Genomic DNA, 22617 nt, shown 5'->3' with positions numbered 1-22617 from the left:
GCACCGGCCGGCTCGCCCGGTCACCGCCTACGAGCGGATCGGCCTCGACGCCGGACGCACCATCCACGACCTCGTCGCCACCCGCCTCCCCTGACGGGCGCCCCCGAACCGAGCACGAGTGTTCCGATGGGGTCGGAACACCCGTGCTTGCTTCGGACTGCGACTCGAACCGAGCACGAGTGTTCCGATGGGATCGGAAGATCGGTGCTCGGTTCGGAGGGGGAGCGTCAGGCGGCGGGCTCGGGGACCACGCGGACCAGGGCGGCGGCCGCCTTGTAGGCCGCCTCCGCGGGGCCGATCTCGTCCTCCCGCAGCAGGTTGGCCATGATCCGCAGCACCCACTCCATGAGGCTGTGCGACTGCATGCCGACCCGGGTGAGCTCCTTCATCACCGCCGGGTTCCCGATGAGCACGCTGAACAGGCGGGCCACCCGGAAGTAGAGGCCGTACTCCTCGTCGAGCAGCCGGGGGTACTGCTGGAGGGCCATGCCGTCGCCGGTGGTGAGGGCCTCGTCGATCAGGCCGGCGACCATCCGCCCGGTCTCGTAGGCGTAGTCGATGCCCTCGCCGTTGAACGGGTTGACCGACCCGGCGGCGTCGCCCACGGCCACCCAGGTGGGGCCGATCTTGGGGTTGACGGACTGGGCCATGGGGATGCGACCCCCGGTGGGGGCGCACGTGGGGGCGGTGGGGTCGATGCCCCAGTAGTCCGGGGCGGTGGCCGCGAACTCCTCCATGAGGTGGCTGGTGTTGACCTCGCGGTAGCCCTTGAAGGTGGACAGGAGGCCGATGCCCACGTTGATGGTCCCGTCGCCGACCGGGAAGATCCAGCCGTAGCCGGGCAGGGAGCGGCCCTGGCGGTCGCGCACGTCGAGGGCCGACTCGATCCACGGGTCGTCGTGGCGGGGGCTCTCGTAGTAGGTGCGGATGGCGATGCCCATGGGGTAGGTGCGGTCCCGGGCCGTGCCCAGGGCCCGCCCGAAGCGCGAGTTGGCCCCGTCGGCGACCACCACGTAGCGGGCCTGCACCTCGCGCTCGGCGCCGCTCTCCTTGTCCCTCACCACCGCTCCCACCACCAGGCCGTGGCGCTGGAGGGGCCGGAGGGCCTCGGTGCCGGTGTGCAGGGTGGCGCCCAGCTCGACGGCCCGGTCGGCCACCATCTGGTCCAGCTCCCGGCGGCGGACCACGTAGCCGTGGGACGGGTAGATCGGGTGGTCGGGCCACTGCAGCTCGAGGGTGACGCCGTGGGCCACGGCCCGCAGCCCGTCGTAGCGGTGCGTGTGCTCCAGCTTCCCGGTGAGGCCCATGTCGTCGAGCTGCTTGACGGCCCGGGGGGTGAGCCCGTCACCGCAGGTCTTCTCCCGGGGAAACGTCTTCTTCTCCACCACGACGACGTGGCGGCCGGCCCGGGCCAGCCAGTGGGCGGTGGCCGCTCCGGCGGGGCCACCCCCGACGACCAGGACGTCGCAGCGCTCAGGACCGGCGATGACGGTCACCTTCCCTCGGGGGGGCGGGGCGGGGTCGGCGGGCGCGGGGCCATGGCCGGGCCAGTCTGGGGGCCGGTGGCCGGCACCCGCCACTCGGTGGCGCCGGCGGTGGGCCTCAGCCCTCGCCGGTGACGAGGGCGATGCGCTCCTCGCCCTCGGGGCCGGGCTCCGTGTCGCGGTAGACGACCTCGCCCTCCTCGATGCCCTCGATGGCCAGCTCGGCCCACTCCTCGTAGAGCTCGGCCACCTCGGGGGTGGCCGGGGGCTCCCCGGCCAGGGTCTCGCGGACGTAGCGGGTCACCGCGGCCAGCTCCTCGGCGGAGAGGTCGGGGAAGCCGGGCATGGCGCTGCTGGGCAGGTCGCTGGCGTCGTGGGGGCCGCCCTCGCGGTCGGGGTCGCCGTAGGGGCCGCTGCCCCCGCCCACCCACTCCTCGGCCCCGAGGTTGATCCACTGCATCATGGCCACCGGGTCGGGGAAGGTGGCCAGGGCCTCGCCCTCGTTGAGCTTGGCCCCGGTGCCGCCGGCTCCGGTGGGGAGGTGGCAGCCGGCGCAGGCGCCGTAGACCTCGGCGCCCAGCTCCAGGGCCACGTCGTCCTGCTCGGGGACGGTGACGCTGTCGTGGTAGAGGAAGGCCCACAGGGGCAGGAGGGCCACGACGGGCATGGCCCAGTAGGGGATGCGCTTGCGGCGCTCGGCGGCCTGGACGTGGGCCGGCTTGGGCTTCGGGGGGGGCGGGGGGGCGGGGGCGACCTTGGCCGGGGCGGGGGCCTTGGCCGGCGCCGGCGCGACGGCGCCGGCGTCCCCGGCGGGGGCGTCGCCGCCCCCGGTCCCGGCGTCGCCGCCCTCACCTCCGGGGAGCCCGAGAGCTGCCCGCCGCTCCTTGGAGCGCTTGAGGAGGTGTTCGGGGATCTCGGTCAACTGACTGGCCTCCGCAGGCGGAAGATCGTGCGGTCCGCCGGGGGGCCGGCGATGCGCCGCACTCTAGGTCGGGCCCTCCGCGGGAGACCAAGCGCAGGGGCGCCGGGCGGACCTGCGACGATGTGCCCCGTTCTCGCGGGCCGTGCTAGACCCGGTCTCACGAGCCTCCCGTCTCCCGGCGGGCGGCAGGGTCCATTGTGAGCGATTTCACTAGCGAGGAGGTGCGTTCGGCGTGGTCGCGTTCGTGGGGTCCGTCCTGATCTCCATCGCCCTCACCGCGGGCGTCGTCTGGTACGCCAAGCGCCGCCCCCTGGGCACCTCCCTCTCGTGGGGCGAGGCCATGGCTGCGGCCACCTACGCCTTCTTCGGCCTCTTCTGGGTCTACGGCGTGGTGCCCCACCAGTGGCTGACCTGGTCCGAGAACGAGCTGGGCTGGCGGCCCGACAAGTACCTGGCCGGCCCCAGCGGCACCGGCGCCCTCACCGAGGTGCCGATGAACATCTCGTACCAGACGCTCTCCCACCTGATCGCGGTCACCATCTACGGCACCTACCTCGCCCTCCACGTCGCCCTGTGGGCCTCCTGGCAGGGCCGGGGCGACAAGGCCGAGCGCAAGCGCAAGGCCCTCGAGGAGAAGACCACCGCCTACGGCCGCCCGCTGGCCCGGAAGGCGTAGGCGCCGTGGCCCGCACCGATGCCAACCCGCCCATGCCGGAGTTCCGGACCGACTACGTGCTCCGCGAGGTCGATGCCGACTACCTGGCCAAGGCGGTCAAGCCCAAGCAGTTCATCCACATCGACCAGTCCGAGTGCATCATGTGCGAGGGATGCGTGGACATCTGCCCGTGGAAGTGCATCTTCATGGTCCGGCCCGATGCCATCGCCGAGGCCGAGGGCACCGAGCGGCCGGGCATCGACCCCAGCGACCACGTGATCTTCACCATCGACGACGACGTGTGCACCCGGTGCGCCCTGTGCGTCGATCGGTGCCCCACCGGCGTCATCATCCTGGGGAAGATCGGCGAGCCGGCGGCCGACGGTGACGCCCACCAGCGGACCAACAGCCACGGCTACGGCTACGGGATGCGCCTCGGATGAGCGGCACCCGTCAGAAGGAAGGGCAGTAGACGATGGCCAAGGCCATGCAGAACAAGAGCCTCCCGGCCCGGGTCATGGGCGACCTCACCGACAAGGTGCAGGCCAGCCAGACCTGGAACTCGATCTTCCGGCCCGGCTCCATCTTCCGCAAGGGCTACACCGACAGCCCCAGGAACCGGTCCTACGTGATCATGAACTCGGTGCTGTACCACCTCCACCCGGTGAAGGTGAAGCGCCACGCGGTGAAGGTCTCCTACACCCTGTGCCTGGGCGGGCTGAGCTTCTTCCTCTTCATCCTGCTCACCGTCACCGGCATCTTCTTGATGTTCTTCTACCGGCCCACCGCGGCCCAGGCCTGGAACGACATCTACGCCCTGCAGACCAACGTGGCCTTCGGCCTGCTGGTGCGGAACATGCACCGCTGGGCCGCCCACCTCATGGTGCTCTCGGTGTTCCTGCACATGGCCCGCGTCTTCTACCACGGGGCCTACAAGCCGCCCCGTGAGTTCAACTGGGTGATCGGGGTGATCCTGCTCACCCTCACCCTGCTGCTCAGCTTCACCGGGTACCTGCTCCCGTGGGACCAGTTGGCCCTGTGGGCCGTCACGGTGGGCACCAACATGATGGGCTACACCCCTGTGTTCGGTGACCAGGTCCGCTTCGCCCTCCTGGGCGGGGCGGAGATCGGCACCGACACCTTGCTGCGCTGGTACGTGCTCCACGTCCTGATGCTCCCGTTCGTGATCGTCATCTTCATGGCGATCCACTTCTGGCGGGTGCGCAAGGACGGCGGCATCAGCGGGCCCCTGTAGGTCAGGAGGCGACGTGACCGAGATCCCCGAGCACCTCCGCAAGCGGGCCGAGGAGGCCCGCAAGAAGGCCGCCGCGGCCAAGGCCCCGGCCGAGCCGGCGGCCTCCGGCGGCGACGGCGGGGGCGGCGACAGCCGCATCCCCCAGCACCTGCTGGACCGGGCCAAGGCGGCCCGCGACAAGGCCAGCGGCGCCCCCGCGGCCGAGGCGTCGCCCGGCGGGGGCGTGGCCACGGCCACCGCACCCGGGGGCGGGGGGCTGGCCACCGCCGCGCCCCCCGTGGCCGCCGGTCCCGGCGGCCACACCCAGCGCCTGCTGACGGTGGTGAAGTCGGGCTCGATCCAGGACGTGAAGGCGGCCCCGCAGGACAAGGTCCACACCTGGCCCCACCTGCTGGCCGTCGAGTTCGTGGCCGCCCTGCTGTGCACGGCCTTCACCCTCATCTTCTCGATCTTCGTGAACGCCCCGCTGCTGACCCTGGCCAACCCCAACCAGACGCCCAACCCGTCCAAGGCGCCGTGGTACTTCCTGGGCCTCCAGGAGCTGCTCACCATGTTCCACCCCATGGTGGCCGGCGTGACCATCCCCGGCATGGGGATCTTCGCCCTGATCCTCGCCCCGTACACCGACCGCAACCCGTCGAACAAGCCCGAGGATCGCAAGTTCGCCATCTCGCTCTTCACCGTGCACCTGATGTTCTGGGCCGTGCTGGTGATGATCGGTTCGTTCTTCCGGGGGCCGGGTCAGAACTTCGTGTTCCCCTGGGACGCCGGCCTCTTCTTCGAGCTGTAGGAGGTTCGGATGTCCTTCGTCATCGTCCTCGCCATCGTGGGCCTGGTCCTCGCCGCTGCGGCCGTGCTCTTCACCGTGCAGCGCACCCGCGACACCCAGCGGGCCGTCGGCTACCTGGCCCGTGAGACCAAGAGCCGGGACCGCTCGGCGTCCCGCTCCCGGGGTGAGGAGGCCGAGGCCCCCTCCACCGGCCGGGAGGTCGAGCTGGCCACCGTGGCGGCCCGGCGGGGGGGCACCGACCTGGCCACCGCGCCCCCCTCGGCCCCGGTGGCCTGGGAGCCGCCCGACGAGGACGCCATGGGCGTCACCCGTCGCCAGTTCATGAACCGGGGCATCATCGCCGGCTTCGGCCTCGGCATCGGCGGCTTCGCCCCCGCGGCCCTGGCCTTCCTGTGGCCCCAGGGCACCTCGGGCTTCGGCTCCAAGATCTCGGTCGGCAGCGTGGCCGAGCTCAAGTCCCAGGTCCAGCAGGGCAACGGCTTCCTCTACTACCCCGAGGGCCGCATGTGGATCACCGAGTACCCGGCGTCCTCGCTCGACAACGCCCGGGGCGCCTACTCCGAGTCCGAGCTGGCCGGCATGGAGGCCGGGCTGGTGGCCCTCTACCAGAAGTGCCCGCACCTCGGGTGCCGGGTGCCCAACTGCCCGACGTCGCAGTGGTTCGAGTGCGGCTGCCACGGCTCGCAGTACAACCGGGTCGGTGAGAAGAAGGCCGGCCCCGCGCCCCGTGGCCTCGACCGCTTCGCCATGGCCGTCGAGGGCGGGACGTTCACCGTCGACACCGGCCTGATCATCCAGGGGCCGGCGATCGGCACCAACACCACCGGCCAGGAGGCCGAGGGTCCGCACTGCATCTCCGGAGGTGCCGCGCACTGATGCTGCTGGCCAGCACCCAATCCGCCATCGGCGGCGTCATCCTCTTCGCCGCCGTCGTCATCGCCCTCACCTACGCCTGGATCAACGTCCGCCAGGGCCGGGAGGAGGTCGGCTCGGAGATCGAGCTGGCCGCCAACCGCAAGCCGTACTACTCCGACGAGGAGCTCGAGGGGAAGAAGCTCGACCGCACCCTCACCGTCGGCCTCATCGGCATGTTCGTGGTGGCCATCGCCCTGCCCCTCTACGGCGTGGCCGAGCCGGGCCGCCAGGACGGGGCCCGGGCCGACTTCAAGCGCAAGTTCGTCGACCGCGGGGCCGAGATGTTCGACACCACCGAGAACGAGGGCTTCAACTGCGCCTTCTGCCACGGCGGCATGGAGGCCACCGGCAGCGCGGTGGAGTTCACCATCACCGACGCCAACGGCCAGTTCGTGAAGCAGGTGCAGTGGAAGGCCCCGGCCCTCAACACCGTGCTGCTGCGCTTCAGCCGTGAGGAGCTGCGCGACATCCTGGTCTACGGCCGGACCTACTCGCCCATGCCGGCCTGGGGCGTGGCCGGCGGCGGTCCCCTCAACGACCAGCAGATCCAGAACCTCATCGACTACATCGAGAGCATCCAGATCGACATCACCGACCCGGAGGCCCGCGAGGAGCTCCGCCTGGAGGTGGCCGAAGCGGTGGAGGAGGAGATGCGCCTGGCCGAGGAGGCCGGCGTGCCCTACGCCAGCGAGGGCGAGGCCCTGTTCAACCTGGGCTACTACTCGGGCTACGCCGGCGGCGCCTTCGCCTGCGGCCGGTGCCACACCACGGGCTGGAGCTACGGCGAGAAGGGCCCCGACGGCAACGGCGCCTACGGCCCGTCGCTGCGGGGCGGCGTGAGCCGCATCCGCTTCCCGGGCCCGGTGGCCGGCCTCGAGCAGCAGGTCGACTTCATCTGCACCGGCAGCGAGAAGGGCGTCAACTACGGCCAGAACGCGCAGGGCGCGGGCCGGATGCCCGGCTTCTGCCAGACGCCGGCCGAGGTCGACAACGCCGCCGAGACCGGGGAGGTCGGGGTGCAGGCCAAGGAGCCGTCCGATCCCGACACCCAGGGCGGCATGTTGTCCAAGGACGACGTCGAGAAGATCGTCCGCTACGTCAGGGGCCTGTGAGACCGTGGATCTGATCCTCTCCGCCATGAGCTGGGACCCCGGGTTCCGGGGCATCCTCACCGTCGGCGTGGGCGTCGCCGTGCTGATGGGCTCGGTGTACCTGCTGCTGGCCACCAACAGCGGTGCCCGCCTGGGCTTCCTGCTCTCCCTCACCGGCCTGGCCGGCTGGATGATGATCATGGGCCTGGTCTGGTCCATGTACGGCATCGGCTACCAGGGCCGGGTGGCCACGTGGCACGTCGAGGAGGTCAACTTCGGGGACCTGACGGTGGCCGACGACCCCGAGGCCCGCACCGTGCCCCCCCGGGACGAGCTGCCCGAGCCCCGGGAGCTGATCCAGGGCAACGCCGACCTGGAGCGCCAGTTCCCCGACGACCCCACCCGGCGGGCCCCGCAGCTCGGTGACCTGCTGAGCGTGGACCCCGACCTGGCCGAGGAGGTGCCCGAGCGCGACGGCTGGCACATCCTGGCCGCGGCCGACCCCCAGACCGGTGAGGCGGTGGCCGCCGCCTCGGCCTTCCTGACCGAGGAGCAGAAGTTCCCCTCGGCCGACGGCTTCGTGGTGCTCGACGCCTGGAGCAAGGGGGGCAAGGACCGCCGCTCCGACGACTCGCTCCTGGGCCGGGCTCTGTTCAAGGCCGGGCGCATCGCCACCTGGCCGCTGGGCCACCCCCCCCACCGGGTCGTGGTCCGGACCCAGGCCGTCATCCCCCGCGAGACGGTGGCCGGCCAGCCGCCGGCCACCCCCCAGGCCGACGAGGAGCAGCCGGTGGTGTCGGTGGTGATGGTGCGCGACCTCGGCTCCCGCCGCCAGCCGGCCATCTTCTTGACCATCGCCTCGGCCATCCTCTTCGCCGTGTGCTGCAACTCGCTGCACCGCCGCGACAAGCTGGTGGCCGAGGCCCGGGCAGCCGGGGGCTGAGCCGTGGGCCAGTACCTGCCCGTCGTCACCCTGTTCGTCCTGGCCGTGCTGTTCGCGGTCGTGAGCAGGGTCGCGTCGGGGCTGCTGGCCCCCCGCCTCCCCACGGCGGCCAAGAGCGCGCCCTACGAGTGCGGCATCGTCCCGTCGCAGGAGCCCCCGGAGCGCTTCCCGGTGCGCTTCTACCTGGTGGCCATGATCTTCATCGTCTTCGACATCGAGGTCGTGTTCCTCTACCCCTACGCCGTCATCCACCGGGAGCTGGGCGTGTTCGGGTTGGTCGAGATGATCCTCTTCGCGGCCATCGTGTTCGCCTCCTTCCTGTTCCTCATCTCCAACGGCGCCCTGGAGTGGGGCCCGTTGCGTCACGGGCGCCTCGTCGGGCAGCAGGACATGGTGTCGCCGTCCCGGACGACGGCCACCACCATCCGGCGGGTCGGCCTGGAGGGCCGCCCCCCGGCCGACGAGGAGGAGGCGGCCTGATGGGCTGGGACGTGCAGAAGGGCCTGGAGGGCCTCGACCACAACTTCCTCACCGGCAAGGTCGAGGACCTGGTCAACTGGGCCCGGCGCTCCTCGCTGATGCCCAACACGTTCGGCCTGGCCTGCTGCGCCATCGAGATGATGGCCGCCGGCGGCCCCCACTACGACCTGGCCCGCTTCGGCATGGAGGTGTTCCGCGCCTCGCCCCGCCAGGCCGACCTCATGATCGTGGCCGGCCGGGTCTCGCAGAAGATGGCGCCCGTGCTCCGCCAGGTCTACGACCAGATGATGGAGCCCAAGTGGGTGATCTCCATGGGGGTCTGCGCCAGCTCCGGGGGCATGTTCAACAACTACGCCATCGTCCAGGGCGTCGACCAGATCGTCCCCGTCGACGTGTACGCGCCCGGCTGCCCCCCCGGCCCCGAGACGCTCATCCACGCCATCAACACGCTGCACGGCAAGATCGGGAGCGGCGAGCTCCTGCGCCGGCGGGCGGAGTCGGGGGCCGGGGCGGGCCTCACCGTCACCCAGCGGGACGGCCAGGCCGCCCCGGTCGTGCTCTCCGGGCGGAGCTGACCGTGTCCGATCCCGACGCCGCCCCCGCTGACGGCGACGCCGTCGCCCCGGCGCCGTCCGAGCCGGAAGCCGTGCACGGCGCCCCCCTCACCACCGCCCTGGGCGAGGTGACGCTGCACCCGACCCGCGACCGGCTGGCCGAGGTGGTCCGGGCCCTGCGCGACGAGGGCTGGCTGATGTGCCTGGACGTCACCGCGGTCGACCACCTGGCCAACGCCGCCCCCCGGGCCCTGCCCGACGGCGTCGCCCCCGAGCGCTTCGAGGTGGTGGTGACGCTGATCAGCCACCAGCGGGCCGAGCGCCTCCGGATCAAGGTGCAGGTCCCCGGGGACGACCCCACCGTGCCCTCGCTCTTCGAGGTCCACCCCGGCACCGAGGCGCTCGAGCGCGAGGTGTTCGACATGTTCGGCATCGGCTTCGAGGGGCACCCCGACCTCACCCGCATCCTGATGCCCGAGGACTGGGTCGGCCACCCGCTGCGCAAGGACTACGCCCCCGGGCGCATCCCGGTGCAGTTCAAGGGCGACCCGGGACCCCGGTAGGAGGCCGCCATGACCACCGCGGGAGTGATCCGCACCGACGAGGGGACCCAGGAGATGGCCCCGCGGCCCGTGGCCGGCGGGGTCGAGGTGCTGCGCGAGCTGGGCAGCGTCCTGCGCCTGTCGGAGGCCGAGGTGGCGGCCCTGGGCGACCGGGGGGCCGACGAGGAGTCGGCCACCACGACCATCCTCAACATGGGCCCCCAGCACCCCTCGACCCACGGCGTGCTCCGCCTGATGCTCGAGCTCGACGGCGAGCGGGTGGTGCGGACCAAGCCGGTGCTGGGCTACCTCCACACCGGCATGGAGAAGACGGCCGAGGACCTCACCTACCTGCAGGGCCCGACCAACGTCACCCGCATGGACTACGCCTCGCCGCTGTTCAACGAGCTGGCCTTCTCGCTGGCCGTCGAGAAGCTGCTCGGCGTCGAGGTCCCGCCCCGGGCAGTGTGGATCCGGATGCTGCTGACCGAGCTGAACCGGATCAGCTCGCACCTGCTGTTCCTGGCCACCAACGGCATGGACGTGGGCGCGGTGTCGATGATGCTCTACGGCTGGCGGGAGCGGGAGGAGACCCTCCGCGTCCTGGAGTTCATCACCGGGCTGCGGATGAACCACAACTTCATCCGCCCCGGGGGCGTGGCCGCCGACCTGCCCGACGGCTGGGTCGAGCGCATCGAGCCGGTGCTGGAGGCCATCCCCCGCCGCCTCGACGAGTACGAGATCCTCCTGTCCCAGCAGCCCATCTACCGCGACCGGCTCCAGGGCGTGGGGGTCATCACCGCCGAGGAGGCCATCGCCCTGGGGGCCACCGGGCCCATCCTGCGCTCGACCGGCTACGCCTGGGACCTGCGCCGCGACATGCCGTACCTGGCCTACGACCAGGTCGACTTCGACGTCATAGTCGGCTCCTACGGCGACTGCTTCGACCGCTACGCCATCCGCCTGGCCGAGGTGCGCGAGTCGGTCCGGATCATCCGGCAGGTCATGGACAAGCTGCCGGCCGGCGACTACCGCGTCCAGGACAAGAAGGTCACCCCGCCGCCCCGGGCCCGCATCGACGAGTCGATGGAGGCCCTGATCCACCACTTCAAGATCTTCACCGAGGGCTTCCAGGTCCCCGCCGGCGAGGCCTACGCCGCGGTGGAATCCCCTCGGGGGGAGCTGGGCTGCTACATCGTGAGCGATGGATCGGCCAAGCCCTACCGCGTCCACGTCCGGGGCCCGTCGTTCGTGAACATCCAGACGCTGCCCCACATGATGCACGACGGGCTCATCGCCGACGGCGTGGCCGTCATCTCCTCCGTCGACCCGATCATGGGCGAGGTGGATCGGTGAGGGCTCCGAACCCGCGCTCGGTCGGTGGCCGCTCGGCGGCTCCGGTTCGGTGCTCGCCCTGGCTCCGCTCGCTGGCGCTCGCTCCGCTGCTGCGCTCCGCTTCCGGTGCCGCCGAGCGGCCTGCCCCGCGTTGCAGCTCCACCTCACGGGCGCTGGCTCCCGTCGCCGGCCTGCGGCCGACCGTTCTGTTGGGGGCCCGCTGATGGCCCGCCTCACGCTGGACAACGAGCTGCTGGCCCGGGAGATCATCGCCCGGTACCCGCGGCCGAAGTCGGCCCTGATCCCGCTGCTGCACCTGGCCCAGGAGCAGGACGGGTGGGTCACCGACGAGGCCATGGAGCACCTGGCCGAGCTGGTGGGGGTGACGCCGGCCGAGGTGCTGGGCACCTGCTCGTTCTACGAGATGTTCAAGCGCCAGCCGGTGGGCCGCTACGTCATCAACGTGTGCACCAACATCGCCTGCCAGCTCATGGGGGGCGAGGAGCTGCTGGCCCACGCCGAGGAGTCCCTGGGCGTCCGCTCCGGCTCCACCACCGCCGACGGGATGTTCACCGTCGAGGACGTGGAGTGCATCGCGGCCTGCACCGAGGCGCCCTGCCTCCAGGTCAACTACCGGTACCGCCACCGCATCACCCCCGAGCAGTTCGACACCATGGTCGAGGACCTGCGGGCCGGACGCCTCGACGACGAGGTCCCCCCCCACGGCACCCTGGCCCGGGTCCGCCAGCGCATCCCGGCCGGGGCCGCGGTGGGCCCGGCCCGTCCCGGCGAGTGCGAGGAGCCGGTGTGGATCTCCTCGCGGCCGGCGCCGGCCAAGGGCGAGGGGTAGCCGTGGCCGTCACCGACGCACCCAAGATCATCACCTCCCGCCTGGTCCACGACGACAGCCACACCCTGGACCGCTACCAGGCCACCGGCGGCTACCAGGGCCTGCGGGCGGCCCTGGCCAAGCGGCCCGACGAGGTGGTCGGCGAGGTGAAGACGGCCAGCCTCCTGGGTCGGGGCGGTGCCGGCTTCCCGGCCGGCGTCAAGTGGGGCTTCTGCCCGCCCGGCGTGTGGCCCCGGTACCTGGTCGTCAACGGCGACGAGTCCGAGCCCGGCACCTACAAGGACCGCATCCTCATGGAGCGCGATCCCCACCAGCTCATCGAGGGCGTGCTCATCGCCTGCTACGCCATCGGCTGCGCCCAGGCCTTCCTCTACGTGCGGGGCGAGATGGCCCTGGCCCAGGAGCGCATCGCCGCCGCCCTCAACGACGCCTACGCCGCCGGGTACGTGGGCCAGGGCATCCTGGGCTCCGACTTCTCGGTCGACATCGTCCTGCACTGGGGGGCGGGGGCCTACATCGTGGGCGAGGAGACGGCCCTCATCGAGTCGCTGGAGGGCAACCGGGGGATGCCCCGGCTCAAGCCGCCCTTCTTCCCGGCCGCCAAGGGCCTGTACCTCCAGCCCACGGTGGTCAACAACGTGGAGACCCTGGCCAACCTGCCGTGGATCCTGCGCGAGGGCGGGGCCAGCTTCGCCGAGCTGGGGGCCGAGGCCAGCCGGGGCACCCGCATGTTCGCGGTGTCGGGCCACGTCCGGAACCCGGGCGTGTACGAGGTCGAGTTCGGGGTCACCACCTTCCGCGACCTCATCTACGCCCCCGTCTACGGCGGTGGCATCCGCGACGGCCACGCCCTGAAGGCCTTCATCCCGGGCGGGGCCTCGGCGCCCTGGTTCTACGAGGAGCACCTGGACCTGCCCCTGGAGAAGGGGGCGGTCGACAAGGCCGGCTCCATGCTCGGGTCGGGGGCCATCGTGGTCATGGACGAGACCACCGACATGGTCAAGGCCGCCCTGCGGGTGGTGCGGTTCTTCGCCCGCGAGTCGTGCGGGAAGTGCACGCCGTGCCGCGAGGGCACGAGCTGGCTGGAGAAGATCCTGGAGCGCATCCTCGACGGCCACGGCCGCCCCAGCGACCTCGACCTGCTGCTGGACGTGTGCGACAACATCAGCCCCGGCATCGCCTGGCCCCCCAAGCAGACCACCATCTGCCCCCTGGGCCCCTCGGCGGTGTCGCCCATCGCCTCGGCCGTGACCCGGTTCCGGGACGAGTTCGAGGCCCGGCTGGGCGGGGCGCCGGTGCCGGTCACCGTGTCCATGGCCGGCGGCGCCTACGTCGCCGCCCCCACCCCGGCCCCCGAGGAGGTGGCCTCGTGACCGACGTGGAGTCCCCGGCCGAGGCCGGCGTGACCATCACCGTCGACGGGCGCGAGCTCCAGGTGCCCCGGGGCGAGCTGCTCATCGAGGCCTGCGAGCGGGCCGACGTGTACGTCCCCCGGTTCTGCTACCACTCCCGCATGCGGCCGGTCGGCATGTGCCGGCAGTGCCTGGTCGAGGTGGACACCGGGCGGGGGCCCGCCCTCCAGCCGTCGTGCATGATCGAGGCCGCCGACGGCATGAAGGTGGAGACCGGGACCCCGGTGGCCATCAAGGCCCAGACCGGCGTGCTGGAGCTGTTGCTGGTCAACCACCCGCTCGACTGCCCGGTGTGCGACAAGGGCGGCGAGTGCCCGCTCCAGGACCAGGCCATGTCCCACGGCCCGGGCGAGTCGCGGATGGTCGAGGAGAAGCGGCACTTCGAGAAGCCCATCCCCGTCAGCGACCTGGTGGCCCTGGACCGGGAGCGCTGCATCCTCTGCGACCGCTGCACCCGCTTCGCCAAGGACGTGGCCGGCGAGCCGCTCATCCACTTCCTGGACCGGGGCAACCAGACGCAGGTCAACACGTTCCCCGACCACCCCTTCGCCTCGTACTACAGCGGCAACACCGTGCAGATCTGCCCGGTCGGCGCCCTCACCTCGGTGTCGTACCGGTTCAAGGCCCGGCCCTGGGACCTGGCCCAGGTCGAGTCGACGTGCCAGGGCTGCGCCATGGGGTGCCGGATCGTGATCGACACGTCGCGCGACCGGGTCAACCGGCACAACGGCGTCGACATCGACCCCGTGAACTGGGGTTGGCTGTGCGACAAGGGCCGCTACGGCTACCAGGCCATCGAGTCCGAGGAGCGCCTCGGCGCCCCCCTCCGGCGGGAGGGCGACGCGCTGGTCGGGGCCGGGTGGTCCGAGGCCCTGGGCCTGGCCGCCCGGGCCCTGGACGAGGCCCGGCGGGGCCGGGGGCCGGCCAGCATCGCCGTGCTGGGCGGGGCCCGCCTGCCCAACGAGGGCGCCTACGCCTGGGCCAAGCTGGCCAAGGGCGTCCTGGGCACCGACAACGTCGACGCCCAGATGGGCGACGGGCTGCCGGCCGAGGTGGTGCTGGGGCTGCCCCGGGCCACCATCGACCGCCTGTGCCGGCCCGGCGGCACCATCCTGTGGATCGGCCCCGACCCCCGCGAGGAGCTGGCGGTCCTTTACCTCCGGCTGCGCCACGCCGTGCGCGAGGACGGGGCCCGGCTGGTGGCCATCACCCCCACCGGCACCGTGCTCGACGAGCTGGCCACGGCCGCCTTCCACCCCGAGCCGGCCCTGCTCCCGGCCCTGGTGTCGGCCCTGCTGGAGGACGGCCCGGCCCCTGACGGCGTCGACCCCGAGGCCCTGGCCGCGGCCCGGGACCTGCTGGGCGGCGACGACCTGGCCGTCGCCCTGGGGCGGGCCTCGGTGGCCGAGAGCGCGGGCTACACCGTCGACGCCGCCGCCGTGGTGGCCCGGGCCCGGCCCGAGGCCCCGGTCCTGCCGCTGCTCCGGCGGGCCAACGTGCACGGCGCCCTCGACATGGGCCTGGCCCCCGGGCTCCTGCCCGGCCGGACCACCCTGGCCGCCGGGGCCGAGCGGATGGGCGTGGTCTGGGACACCGTCCCGACCGAACGGGGCCTCGACGCCACCGGCATCCTGACCGCGGCGGCCGAGGGGCGGATCGACGTCCTGGTGCTGCTGGGGGCCGACCCCCTGGCCGACCACCCCGACCGGGAGCTGGCGGCCCGGGCCCTGGCCGGGGCCCGGACCGTCATCGCATCGGACCTGTTCCTGACCGAGTCCTCGACCCGGGCCGACGTGGTCTTCCCGGCGGCCGGGCCCGACGAGGTCGACGGCACCCACACCAACGTCGAGGGCCGGATCAGCCTCCTGGCCCAGGCCGTCACCGGGCCCGGCACCGCCCGCCCGGACTGGATGGTGGCCGCCGAGCTGGCCTTCCGCCTGGGGGCCGACCTGGGCCTGGAGTCCGTGGCCGACATCTGGGCCGAGATCGAGGCGGTGGCCCCGTCGCATCGCGGCATCACCGCCCAGCTCCTGGCCGAGGCGGGCGACGGCGTGGTGGCCCCGCTGGGCGCCGCCCCGGCGGCCACCACCGAGGTGACCAGCACCGGCGAGGCGGTGGGCGGCGCCGATGCCGACCCCGCCGGGGGAGCCGACGCGCCCGACGTGGTCCAGGACGAGGGGCCCGAACCCAGCGGCCAGGGCTCGGCCCACGGGGACTCCGAGCCGGCCGGGCCCGAGGGCGCCGATGACGCCGAGGCGGCCCGGGTCGACCCCGAGGCCGAGGAGGGCGGCGGCCGGGCCGCCCAGGACGTGGTGGTGCCCGAGGCCGACCCGGCCGGCACCGGGCCGGCCGGCGGCGACCCCGAGGGTGTCCGATTCGAGGCGCCGGCGCCCACGCCGGTGCCCCCGGTCGACTCCTACGCCCTGCGCCTGGTGGTCACCCGCACCCTCTACGACGACGGCACCCTGGTCCAGCAGGCCCCGATCCTGGCCGGGCTGGCCGCCGAGGCCCCCCTCCGGGTCCACCCGTCGGTGCTCGATCGCCTCGGGGTCGACCCCGGGGCCAGGGTCCGGGCCATCTCGCCCCGGGCCACCATCACCCTGCCGGTGGTGGCCGACCCGGGCGTGCCCCGGGGCGTGGCCGCCGTGGCCCGCCGCCGCCGGGCCGGGGGCGTGGCCGACCTGGTCGACAGCAGCCAGCCGGTGACCGAGATCCGGCTGGAGACGGCCTGATGCTGGCCCACGTCCTGGCCGCCGACCCGCTCCTGGCCGGCGACATCGACCTGGCCGTCGTCCTGGTCGTGCTCCTCAAGACCGTCGTCGCCTTCACCCTCCTGCTGGTGTCGGTCCTGTTCATGGTCTGGTTCGAGCGCAAGGTCATCGGCGACCTCCAGAACCGCCTGGGCCCGAACCGGGCCGGGCCCTTCGGCCTGTTCCAGACGGTGGCCGACGGCCTCAAGTTCTTCATGAAGGAGGACCAGGTCCCGGACCGGGCCGACCGCCGGATCTTCGTGCTGGCCCCCTACCTCACCGCGGTGCCGGCCTTCCTGGTCTTCGCCGTCATCCCGGTGGGGGGTGACTTCACCGGCGGCCGCGACGGCACGGTGGAGATCTTCGGGCGGACGACGTTCCTGCAGCTGGCCGACCCGCCGGTGGGTGTGCTGCTCATCCTGGCCATGTCGTCGATCGCGGTGTACGGGATCATGCTGGCCGGCTGGTCCTCGGGTTCGAAGTACCCGCTGCTGGGCGCGGTCCGGGCCTCGGCCCAGATGGTGTCCTACGAGGCGGCCCTGGGCCTGTCGGTGGTCACCGTGGTGCTCACCGCCGGCACCCTCAGCACCAACGGCATCGTGGCCAGCCAGAGCACCTGGAGCTGGAACCTGTGGGTCACCGGCTTCGTGCCCTTCGTGATCTTCCTCATCGCCGCCACCGCCGAGCTCAACCGTCCCCCGTTCGACCTGGTCGAGGCCGAGCAGGAGCTGGTGGGCGGGTTCAACACCGAGTACGCCTCGTTCCGCTTCGCCCTGTTCTTCCTGGCCGAGTTCATGAACACGGTGACCATGTCGGCCATCATCGTCACCCTGTTCTTCGGCGGGCCGTCGGGACCGGTGCCGGTCGGGCCGGGCTGGTTGTGGGGCACGGTCTGGTTCACCGTGAAGCTGTTCGTCTTCCTGTTCATGTTCGTGTGGTTCCGGGCCACCCTGCCCCGGGTCCGCTACGACCAGCTCATGGACCTGGGCTGGAAGGTGCTGATCCCCCTGGCCCTGGGCTGGCTGCTGATCGTGGCCGGCTACCGGGTGGGCGACGACGAGGGCTGGAACCCGTTGGTGGTCCCCGTGGTGGGGGCGGCCGCGGTGGCGGCCTGCTACGGCCTCCTGGCGCTGGCCCTGCGGGCCGCCCGCCGGGCCCGCCGGCTCGACGAGGAGGTGGGGGCCTGATGGGCTACCTCGGAGGTTTCCTGGTCACCTTGCGGCAGATGGGCAAGCGCCAGCGGGTCACCCGGCCCTACGTCAAGGACGAGGGCGGCAAGCGCCCGAAGCCGGAGCGCTTCCACGGCCGGCACGTCCTCAACCGGTACGAGGACGGCATGGAGAAGTGCATCGGGTGCGAGCTGTGCGCCGGCGTGTGCCCGGCCCGCTGCATCTACGTACGGGGCGCCGACAACCCGCCCGGCGACCCGGTGAGCCCGGGCGAGCGCTACGGCTACGTCTACGAGATCAACTACCTGCGCTGCATCCACTGCGACCTGTGCGTCGAGGCCTGCCCCACCGAGGCCATCACCGAGTCCAAGCTGTTCGAGTTCTCCTTCACCAACCGGTCCGACGGCATCTACACCAAGGCCGAGCTGCTGGTCGACGACGACGGCCGGCCCCAGGTGCTGCCGTGGGAGGACTGGACCGACGCCGAGGTGGTGGTCCCCCTCACCTCGGCGTGGATGCGGGCCACCTCCCCGTCCGGTGACGCCGCCTACGAGGGCGTGGTGGCCTGGTCGGGCGAGCTGGGCTTCGGAGTCCGCCCGCCCGAGCGGGGCCAGGGCGAGCAGGCCGCCGATGAGCCCCGGGCCTCCACCACCAGTGACGTGGGCGAGGGGCACTGATGGTCGAGGTCGTCGTCTTCGCCATCGCCGCCCTCGTCGTGCTGGGGGGCGCGGCCGGCGTGATCCTCCAGCGCAACCCCGTGCACGCCGCCCTCTCGCTGGTGGCCACCCTGTTTGGCATCGCCGTGCTGTTCGTGGCCCAGGAGGCCAACTTCCTGGCCGCCGTGCAGGTCATCGTGTACGCCGGCGCCATCGTGGTGCTGTTCCTGTTCGTCATCATGCTGCTGGGCGTCGACCAGGCCGACGACCTCGACGCCGAGCCCCTGGTGGGCCAGCGACCGGTGGCCATAGCCCTGGGCGTGCTCATCGGAGCGGGGATGGTGCTGGTGGTGGCCACCAGCACCGTGACCGGCGTGCCGGCCGCCTCCGAGCGCTGGGTCCGCGACGGCGAGGACGTGGCCCAGATCGGCCGCCTCCTCTTCACCGACCACCTCTTCGCCTTCGAGATCACCTCCCTGCTGCTGGTCATCGCCGTGGTCGGCGCGGTGCTGCTGGCCCGCACCCGGCCCGGCCCCCAGGTCGACGCGGAGGAGGACGTCCCGGTGCTGCCGGGCGAGGTCGTCTACGAGGAGGAGGAGTGATGCTGGCCGCCGTCTCCTCGGGCTGGTACCTGTCGCTGGGCGCCGTGCTCTTCGCCATGGGCGCCGCCGGGCTGATGGTCCGGCGCAACCCCCTCGTGATGTTCATGTGCATCGAGCTGATGCTCAACGCCGTCAACCTCACCTTCGTCACCTTCGCCCGCCGCCTCGACGACGTGGGGGGCCAGGTGGTCGTCTTCTTCGTCCTGGTGGTGGCGGCGGCCGAGGTGGTCGTCGGACTCGGCATCATCGTCTCCATCCTCCGGCGGTCGCCCGCGGCCACCGCCGACGACGCCTCGTACCTCAGGGGCTGACACCACATGCTCGAGCTGACCTGGCTCATCCCTGCCCTGCCCCTGGCCGGCTTCGTGGTCCTCATGGTCCTGGGTCGCCGCCTGGGCGAGCCGCTGGCCGGCTGGCTGGCCACCGCCGCGGTGGGGGGCAGCTTCGTGGCCAGCGCCGTGGTCTTCGTCGGCATGCTGGGCCGCCACGGCGAGGAGCGGGCCTTCTCCCAGGTGCTGTTCGAGTGGGTGCCGGCCGGGGGCTTCTCGGTCGACGTGGGCTTCCTGGCCGACCCCCTGTCGGTGACCATGTGCCTGTTCATCACCGGCATCGCCACCCTCATCCACCTGTACGCCATCGGCTACATGCACGGCGACCGGGACTTCTCGAAGTTCTTCGTCTACCTGAACCTGTTCGTCTTCTCCATGCTCATGCTGGTGCTGGGCGACAACCTGCTGGTCACCTTCCTGGGCTGGGAGGGGGTGGGGGCGTGCTCCTACTTCCTCATCTCGTTCTGGCACACCTCGGACGCCAACGCCTCGGCCGGCAAGAAGGCCTTCGTCACCAACCGCGTCGGCGACTGGGGCTACATGGTGGCCATGTTCCTGACCTTCACCGCCCTGGGGTCGATCCGCTACGTCGACATCCAGGCCGGGGCGGGCGGGCTGGCCACCACCACGGCCACCGCCATCACCCTGCTGCTCCTGGTGGGGGCGGCCGGCAAGTCGGCCCAGCTCCCGCTGTTCGTGTGGCTGCCCGACGCCATGGCCGGCCCCACGCCCGTCTCCGCCCTGATCCACGCCGCCACCATGGTCACCTCCGGCGTGTACCTGCTGACCCGGATGAACCCGGTGATCGCCGTCGGCTCGGACTGGGTGCCGACCGTCATCGCCGTGGTCGGCGCGGCCACCGCCCTGTTCGCGGCCACCGTGGCCGTGGCCCAGACCGACATCAAGAAGGTGCTGGCCTACTCCACCATCTCGCAGCTGGGCTACATGTTCCTGGCCGTCGGGTCGGGGGCGTACGTGGCCGCCATCTTCCACATGGTCACCCACGCCTTCTTCAAGGCCCTGCTCTTCCTCGGCTCCGGCTCGGTCATCCACGGCCTGGGCGACGAGCAGGACATGCGGCGCATGGGCGCCCTCCGGAAGCTGCTGCCCGTCACCTCGGCCACCTTCATCGTGGGCTGGCTGGCCATCGCCGGGGTGCCGCCGTTCTCCGGCTTCTGGTCGAAGGACGAGATCCTGCTCTACGCCTGGGACCTGAGCCCGGCGCTGTGGGCGGTGGGCTTCGTGACCGCCATCCTCACCGCCTTCTACATGAGCCGCCAGGTGTTCCTGACCTTCTTCGGCGAGGCCCGGTGGGACCGGCCGCTGGCCGAGGCCGCCCCCGACCTGGCCCGGGAGCGGGGGGTGCCGGCCGGGTCCGCCGACGGGGAGGCCGAGGGCCGGCCCGACGGCGACGAGGCGGCCTCGCCCACGGTGGTGAACGTGTACGAGAGCGGCCACCTGCCCCACGGCGTCGGGCCCCTGGGTCCCATCCAGCCGCACGAGTCATCGTGGACCATGACCCTGCCCCTGGTGGTGCTGGCCGTGCTGGCCGTCGCCGGCGGGGCCCTCCAGCTCCCCTTCACCAGCGGCACCAAGCGGCTCGAGCACTGGCTGGAGCCGGTGGTGGCCCCCGGTGAGCACCACCTGGCCGTGGCCACCGGCACCAAGTGGGCCCTGGCCGCGGTGGCCGTGGTCGGGGGCCTGGTCGGCATCGCCGCCGCCGTCGCCCTCTACCTCCGGCGCCGCCGGGCCGAGCAGCCGGCCGAGCCCGCGCTCCTGGCCCGGGGGTGGTACTACGACTCGGGCCTGGCCGCCTTCGCCGGGGGGCCGGGCCGCATCGCCTTCGACACGCTGGCCTGGTTCGACCGCACGGTGGTGGACGGCGCCGTCAACGGCGTGGCCTGGCTGGTGCGAGGCACCGGCGGGGGCCTGCGCCGGACCCAGTCCGGCTTCGTCCGGGCCTACGCCGGGTTCGTGGCCTTCGGGGCCGTGGTCGTGGTGGCGGTCATGGTCTTCCGGGGGGTGGTCCTGTGAGCGCCGTGCTGGCCGCCACCGAGGGGGCGCACGCCACCTTCCCGCTGCTCACCACCCTGGTGGTGCTGCCGGCCGCCGGGGCCCTGGTCGTGGGGCTCCTGTCCAAGCGCCGGCCCGAGCTGTGCCGCACGGTGGCGCTGCTGGTCTCGGTGCTGACCGGCGCCCTGACCATCGCCACCCTGGTGGCCTTCGAGGCCGGCGGGGCCGAGTTCCAGATGGTCGAGCAGTACTCCTGGATCCGCGACCTGGGCATCTCCTGGCACCTGGGTGTCGACGGCATCTCCCTGTTCCTGTTGGTGATGACGGGCGTGCTGTTCCCCATCGCCATCATCGGGGCGCCGGCCCCCCACGACGAGAAGCCGTTCCTGGCCTGGCTGCTGCTGCTGGAGGCGGGCTGCCTGGGCGTGTTCCTGGCCCTCGACCTCTTCGTCTTCTTCGTGATGTTCGAGATCGTGCTGGTGCCGATGTACTTCCTCATCAGCGGGTGGGGCTACGCCGAGCGGCGCTACGCCTCGATGAAGTTCTTCCTGTACACGATGTTCGGCTCGGCCTTCATGCTGGTCGGCCTCATCGCCACCGCCGTGCTCCACGGGCGGGCCACCGGGCAGGTCACCTTCGACCTGGTCACCATCGCCTCGCAGCAGGGCGAGATCGCCACCACCACGGCGCGCTGGCTGTTCCTGGCCTTCGCCATCGCCTTCGCCATCAAGGTGCCCCTGTTCCCGCTGCACACGTGGCTGCCCGACGCCCACACCCAGGCCCCGACGGCCGGGTCGGTGATCCTGGCCGGGGTCATGCTCAAGCTGGGCACCTACGGCCTGTTGCGGTTCGGGTTGTACCTGTTCCCCGACGCGGCCAACTTCTTCGCCCCCGGGCTCGTCACCCTGGGCGTCATCGGCATCCTCTACGGCGCCATCGTCGCCACGATGCAGAAGGACCTCAAGCGGCTGGTGGCCTACTCGTCGGTGGCCCACCTGGGCTTCATCGTGCTGGGCACCTTCGCCATGACCACCCAGGGCGTGCAGGGCGGGCTGCTGCAGAACATCAACCACGGCGTCTCGACCGGCGCGCTGTTCCTCCTGGTCGGCATGATCTCCGAGCGCCGGCACACCCGCGAGATCGCTGCGCTGCGGGGCCTGCAGCGGGTGGCCCCGATCTTCGCCGGGGTGTTCACCCTGGTGATGCTGTCGTCGATCGGCCTGCCCGGGCTCAACGGCTTCGTCGGCGAGTTCCTGGTGCTCAACGGCTCGTTCCTGACCCGCCGGTGGTGGGCGGTGGCGGCCGCGGCCGGCGTGATCCTCGCCGCCCTCTACCTGCTGTGGGCCTACCAGCGGGTGTTCCACGGCGAGGTCGACGAGGACAACAAGGGCTTCGGCGAGCTGACCTGGCGCGAGGGCGCCGTGCTGGCCCCGCTCCTCGGGCTGATCGTGTTCATGGGCATCTACCCCAAGCCGGTGCTCGAGCGCATGGAGCCGGCCGTCGACCGCCTGATCGCCCACGTCGAGGGCAACAGCGACTTCGTGTCGCCCTCGGTCGAGGAGCCGGCGCCGGTCGACCACGAAGAGGCCGAGCCATCCGGCGACGACGACGCGGACGCCGCTGACGGCGCCGACGAGCATGCGGAGGCAGGCAAGTGATCGCCGTTCTCGGTTCCCTGTCGCAGCCGCTGCCGGTCGACCCGACCCCCATCGAGACCCCGACGATCGACTGGGCCGCCGAAGCACCGCTGATGGTGCTCGTCGGCGGAGCGCTCGTGCTCATGCTGCTGTCGTCGTTCGTGCGCTCGCGCCGGTCGACGACCCTCTACACGGTGCTGACGTGCCTGATCGGCGTCGGCACGATCGCCGCC

The 22617-nt window shown here is 72.1% G+C and carries 23 protein-coding genes; 21 read left to right on the top strand and 2 right to left on the bottom strand.

Annotated features, from left to right (window positions below; translation table 11 throughout):
• Positions 1–227: 227 nt before the first annotated feature.
• Together VEW93_04655 and VEW93_04650 are read right to left on the bottom strand one after the other, a co-directional pair.
• Positions 228–1496: a geranylgeranyl reductase family protein gene (locus VEW93_04655; protein ID HYI61075.1), complete on the bottom strand. Its 1269-nt coding sequence runs from the start codon at positions 1494–1496 to the stop codon at positions 228–230.
• A gap of 106 nt (positions 1497–1602) precedes the next feature.
• Complete coding sequence (locus tag VEW93_04650; GenBank protein HYI61074.1) at positions 1603–2406, bottom strand: cytochrome c; 804 nt, start codon at positions 2404–2406, stop codon at positions 1603–1605.
• 232 nt (positions 2407–2638) lie between these two features.
• Here VEW93_04650 and VEW93_04645 point away from each other — a divergent pair, with 232 nt between their 5' ends.
• The 21 genes from VEW93_04645 to VEW93_04545 form a co-directional block, all read left to right on the top strand.
• Positions 2639–3082 carry a hypothetical protein gene (locus VEW93_04645; GenBank protein ID HYI61073.1) on the top strand — a complete coding sequence of 148 codons (444 nt, stop codon included), beginning with the start codon at positions 2639–2641 and terminating at the stop codon, positions 3080–3082.
• A gap of 5 nt (positions 3083–3087) precedes the next feature.
• Complete coding sequence (locus VEW93_04640) at positions 3088–3504, top strand: 4Fe-4S binding protein (GenBank protein ID HYI61072.1); 417 nt, start codon at positions 3088–3090, stop codon at positions 3502–3504.
• A gap of 32 nt (positions 3505–3536) precedes the next feature.
• Positions 3537–4316 (top strand): selenite/tellurite reduction operon b-type cytochrome ExtP, encoded by a 780-nt coding sequence (gene extP / locus VEW93_04635; GenBank protein HYI61071.1) that lies wholly within the window; start codon positions 3537–3539, stop codon positions 4314–4316.
• Between the two features lie 13 nt (positions 4317–4329).
• Complete coding sequence (locus tag VEW93_04630; GenBank protein HYI61070.1) at positions 4330–5106, top strand: menaquinol-cytochrome c reductase cytochrome b subunit; 777 nt, start codon at positions 4330–4332, stop codon at positions 5104–5106.
• 9 nt (positions 5107–5115) lie between these two features.
• Positions 5116–5982 carry a Rieske 2Fe-2S domain-containing protein gene (locus tag VEW93_04625; GenBank protein ID HYI61069.1) on the top strand — a complete coding sequence of 289 codons (867 nt, stop codon included), beginning with the start codon at positions 5116–5118 and terminating at the stop codon, positions 5980–5982.
• A complete protein-coding gene (locus tag VEW93_04620; GenBank protein ID HYI61068.1) occupies positions 5982–7133 on the top strand; it encodes a c-type cytochrome in 1152 nt (383 codons plus the stop codon). The genes VEW93_04625 and VEW93_04620 overlap by 1 nt, the downstream gene beginning before the upstream one ends.
• Positions 7134–7158: 25 nt before the next feature.
• The gene (locus VEW93_04615) at positions 7159–8055 is read left to right on the top strand and encodes a hypothetical protein (protein HYI61067.1); all 897 of its coding nucleotides are present in this window, start codon (positions 7159–7161) and stop codon (positions 8053–8055) included.
• Between the two features lie 3 nt (positions 8056–8058).
• Positions 8059–8535 carry an NADH-quinone oxidoreductase subunit A gene (gene ndhC, locus VEW93_04610; protein ID HYI61066.1) on the top strand — a complete coding sequence of 159 codons (477 nt, stop codon included), beginning with the start codon at positions 8059–8061 and terminating at the stop codon, positions 8533–8535.
• Positions 8535–9110 carry an NADH-quinone oxidoreductase subunit B family protein gene (locus VEW93_04605; protein HYI61065.1) on the top strand — a complete coding sequence of 192 codons (576 nt, stop codon included), beginning with the start codon at positions 8535–8537 and terminating at the stop codon, positions 9108–9110. Before ndhC ends, VEW93_04605 begins: the two co-directional genes overlap by 1 nt.
• 2 nt (positions 9111–9112) lie before the next feature.
• The gene (locus VEW93_04600) at positions 9113–9652 is read left to right on the top strand and encodes an NADH-quinone oxidoreductase subunit C (protein ID HYI61064.1); all 540 of its coding nucleotides are present in this window, start codon (positions 9113–9115) and stop codon (positions 9650–9652) included.
• A gap of 9 nt (positions 9653–9661) precedes the next feature.
• Positions 9662–10987, top strand: coding sequence for an NADH-quinone oxidoreductase subunit D (locus VEW93_04595; protein ID HYI61063.1), 1326 nt, complete (start codon positions 9662–9664; stop codon positions 10985–10987).
• 202 nt (positions 10988–11189) lie between these two features.
• Positions 11190–11816: an NADH-quinone oxidoreductase subunit NuoE gene (nuoE, locus tag VEW93_04590; GenBank protein HYI61062.1), complete on the top strand. Its 627-nt coding sequence runs from the start codon at positions 11190–11192 to the stop codon at positions 11814–11816.
• A 2-nt stretch (positions 11817–11818) separates the two neighbouring features.
• Positions 11819–13189, top strand: a complete 1371-nt coding sequence (nuoF, locus tag VEW93_04585; protein HYI61061.1) for an NADH-quinone oxidoreductase subunit NuoF — start codon at positions 11819–11821, stop codon at positions 13187–13189.
• Positions 13186–15960 (top strand): NADH-quinone oxidoreductase subunit NuoG, encoded by a 2775-nt coding sequence (nuoG, locus tag VEW93_04580; protein ID HYI61060.1) that lies wholly within the window; start codon positions 13186–13188, stop codon positions 15958–15960. Before nuoF ends, nuoG begins: the two co-directional genes overlap by 4 nt.
• The gene (nuoH, locus tag VEW93_04575; protein HYI61059.1) at positions 15960–17165 is read left to right on the top strand and encodes an NADH-quinone oxidoreductase subunit NuoH; all 1206 of its coding nucleotides are present in this window, start codon (positions 15960–15962) and stop codon (positions 17163–17165) included. Before nuoG ends, nuoH begins: the two co-directional genes overlap by 1 nt.
• Positions 17165–17824, top strand: a complete 660-nt coding sequence (nuoI, locus tag VEW93_04570) for an NADH-quinone oxidoreductase subunit NuoI (protein HYI61058.1) — start codon at positions 17165–17167, stop codon at positions 17822–17824. Before nuoH ends, nuoI begins: the two co-directional genes overlap by 1 nt.
• The gene (locus VEW93_04565) at positions 17824–18405 is read left to right on the top strand and encodes an NADH-quinone oxidoreductase subunit J (protein HYI61057.1); all 582 of its coding nucleotides are present in this window, start codon (positions 17824–17826) and stop codon (positions 18403–18405) included. The genes nuoI and VEW93_04565 overlap by 1 nt, the downstream gene beginning before the upstream one ends.
• Positions 18405–18716, top strand: coding sequence for an NADH-quinone oxidoreductase subunit NuoK (gene nuoK, locus VEW93_04560; GenBank protein ID HYI61056.1), 312 nt, complete (start codon positions 18405–18407; stop codon positions 18714–18716). The genes VEW93_04565 and nuoK overlap by 1 nt, the downstream gene beginning before the upstream one ends.
• A 6-nt stretch (positions 18717–18722) precedes the next feature.
• Positions 18723–20768 carry an NADH-quinone oxidoreductase subunit L gene (gene nuoL / locus VEW93_04555; protein ID HYI61055.1) on the top strand — a complete coding sequence of 682 codons (2046 nt, stop codon included), beginning with the start codon at positions 18723–18725 and terminating at the stop codon, positions 20766–20768.
• Complete coding sequence (locus VEW93_04550; protein HYI61054.1) at positions 20765–22405, top strand: NADH-quinone oxidoreductase subunit M; 1641 nt, start codon at positions 20765–20767, stop codon at positions 22403–22405. Before nuoL ends, VEW93_04550 begins: the two co-directional genes overlap by 4 nt.
• Positions 22402–22617, top strand: a 216-nt coding sequence (locus tag VEW93_04545; GenBank protein ID HYI61053.1) for a hypothetical protein, incomplete at its 3' end; no start/stop codon positions are given. The genes VEW93_04550 and VEW93_04545, both read left to right, overlap by 4 nt.

The organism is Acidimicrobiales bacterium, from assembly GCA_035630295.1.
Lineage (GTDB): Bacteria > Actinomycetota > Acidimicrobiia > Acidimicrobiales > Iamiaceae > Iamia.
The sequence above is the reverse complement of the archived record's forward strand: the minus strand, read 5'-3'. Positions and strand labels throughout refer to the sequence as shown.

What these genes read in the sequence shown, in the direction of transcription:
- nuoL (HYI61055.1), top strand. Translation starts at nt 18,723, where the DNA reads ATGCTCGAGCTGACCTGGCTCATCCCTGCCCTGCCCCTGGCCGGCTTC.
- VEW93_04565 (HYI61057.1), top strand. Translation starts at nt 17,824, where the DNA reads ATGGTCGAGGTCGTCGTCTTCGCCATCGCCGCCCTCGTCGTGCTGGGG.
- VEW93_04625 (HYI61069.1), top strand. Translation starts at nt 5,116, where the DNA reads ATGTCCTTCGTCATCGTCCTCGCCATCGTGGGCCTGGTCCTCGCCGCT.
- VEW93_04605 (HYI61065.1), top strand. Translation starts at nt 8,535, where the DNA reads ATGGGCTGGGACGTGCAGAAGGGCCTGGAGGGCCTCGACCACAACTTC.
- nuoH (HYI61059.1), top strand. Translation starts at nt 15,960, where the DNA reads ATGCTGGCCCACGTCCTGGCCGCCGACCCGCTCCTGGCCGGCGACATC.
- extP (HYI61071.1), top strand. Translation starts at nt 3,537, where the DNA reads ATGGCCAAGGCCATGCAGAACAAGAGCCTCCCGGCCCGGGTCATGGGC.
- VEW93_04595 (HYI61063.1), top strand. Translation starts at nt 9,662, where the DNA reads ATGACCACCGCGGGAGTGATCCGCACCGACGAGGGGACCCAGGAGATG.
- nuoI (HYI61058.1), top strand. Translation starts at nt 17,165, where the DNA reads ATGGGCTACCTCGGAGGTTTCCTGGTCACCTTGCGGCAGATGGGCAAG.
- VEW93_04615 (HYI61067.1), top strand. Translation starts at nt 7,159, where the DNA reads ATGAGCTGGGACCCCGGGTTCCGGGGCATCCTCACCGTCGGCGTGGGC.
- nuoE (HYI61062.1), top strand. Translation starts at nt 11,190, where the DNA reads ATGGCCCGCCTCACGCTGGACAACGAGCTGCTGGCCCGGGAGATCATC.
- nuoK (HYI61056.1), top strand. Translation starts at nt 18,405, where the DNA reads ATGCTGGCCGCCGTCTCCTCGGGCTGGTACCTGTCGCTGGGCGCCGTG.
- VEW93_04620 (HYI61068.1), top strand. Translation starts at nt 5,982, where the DNA reads ATGCTGCTGGCCAGCACCCAATCCGCCATCGGCGGCGTCATCCTCTTC.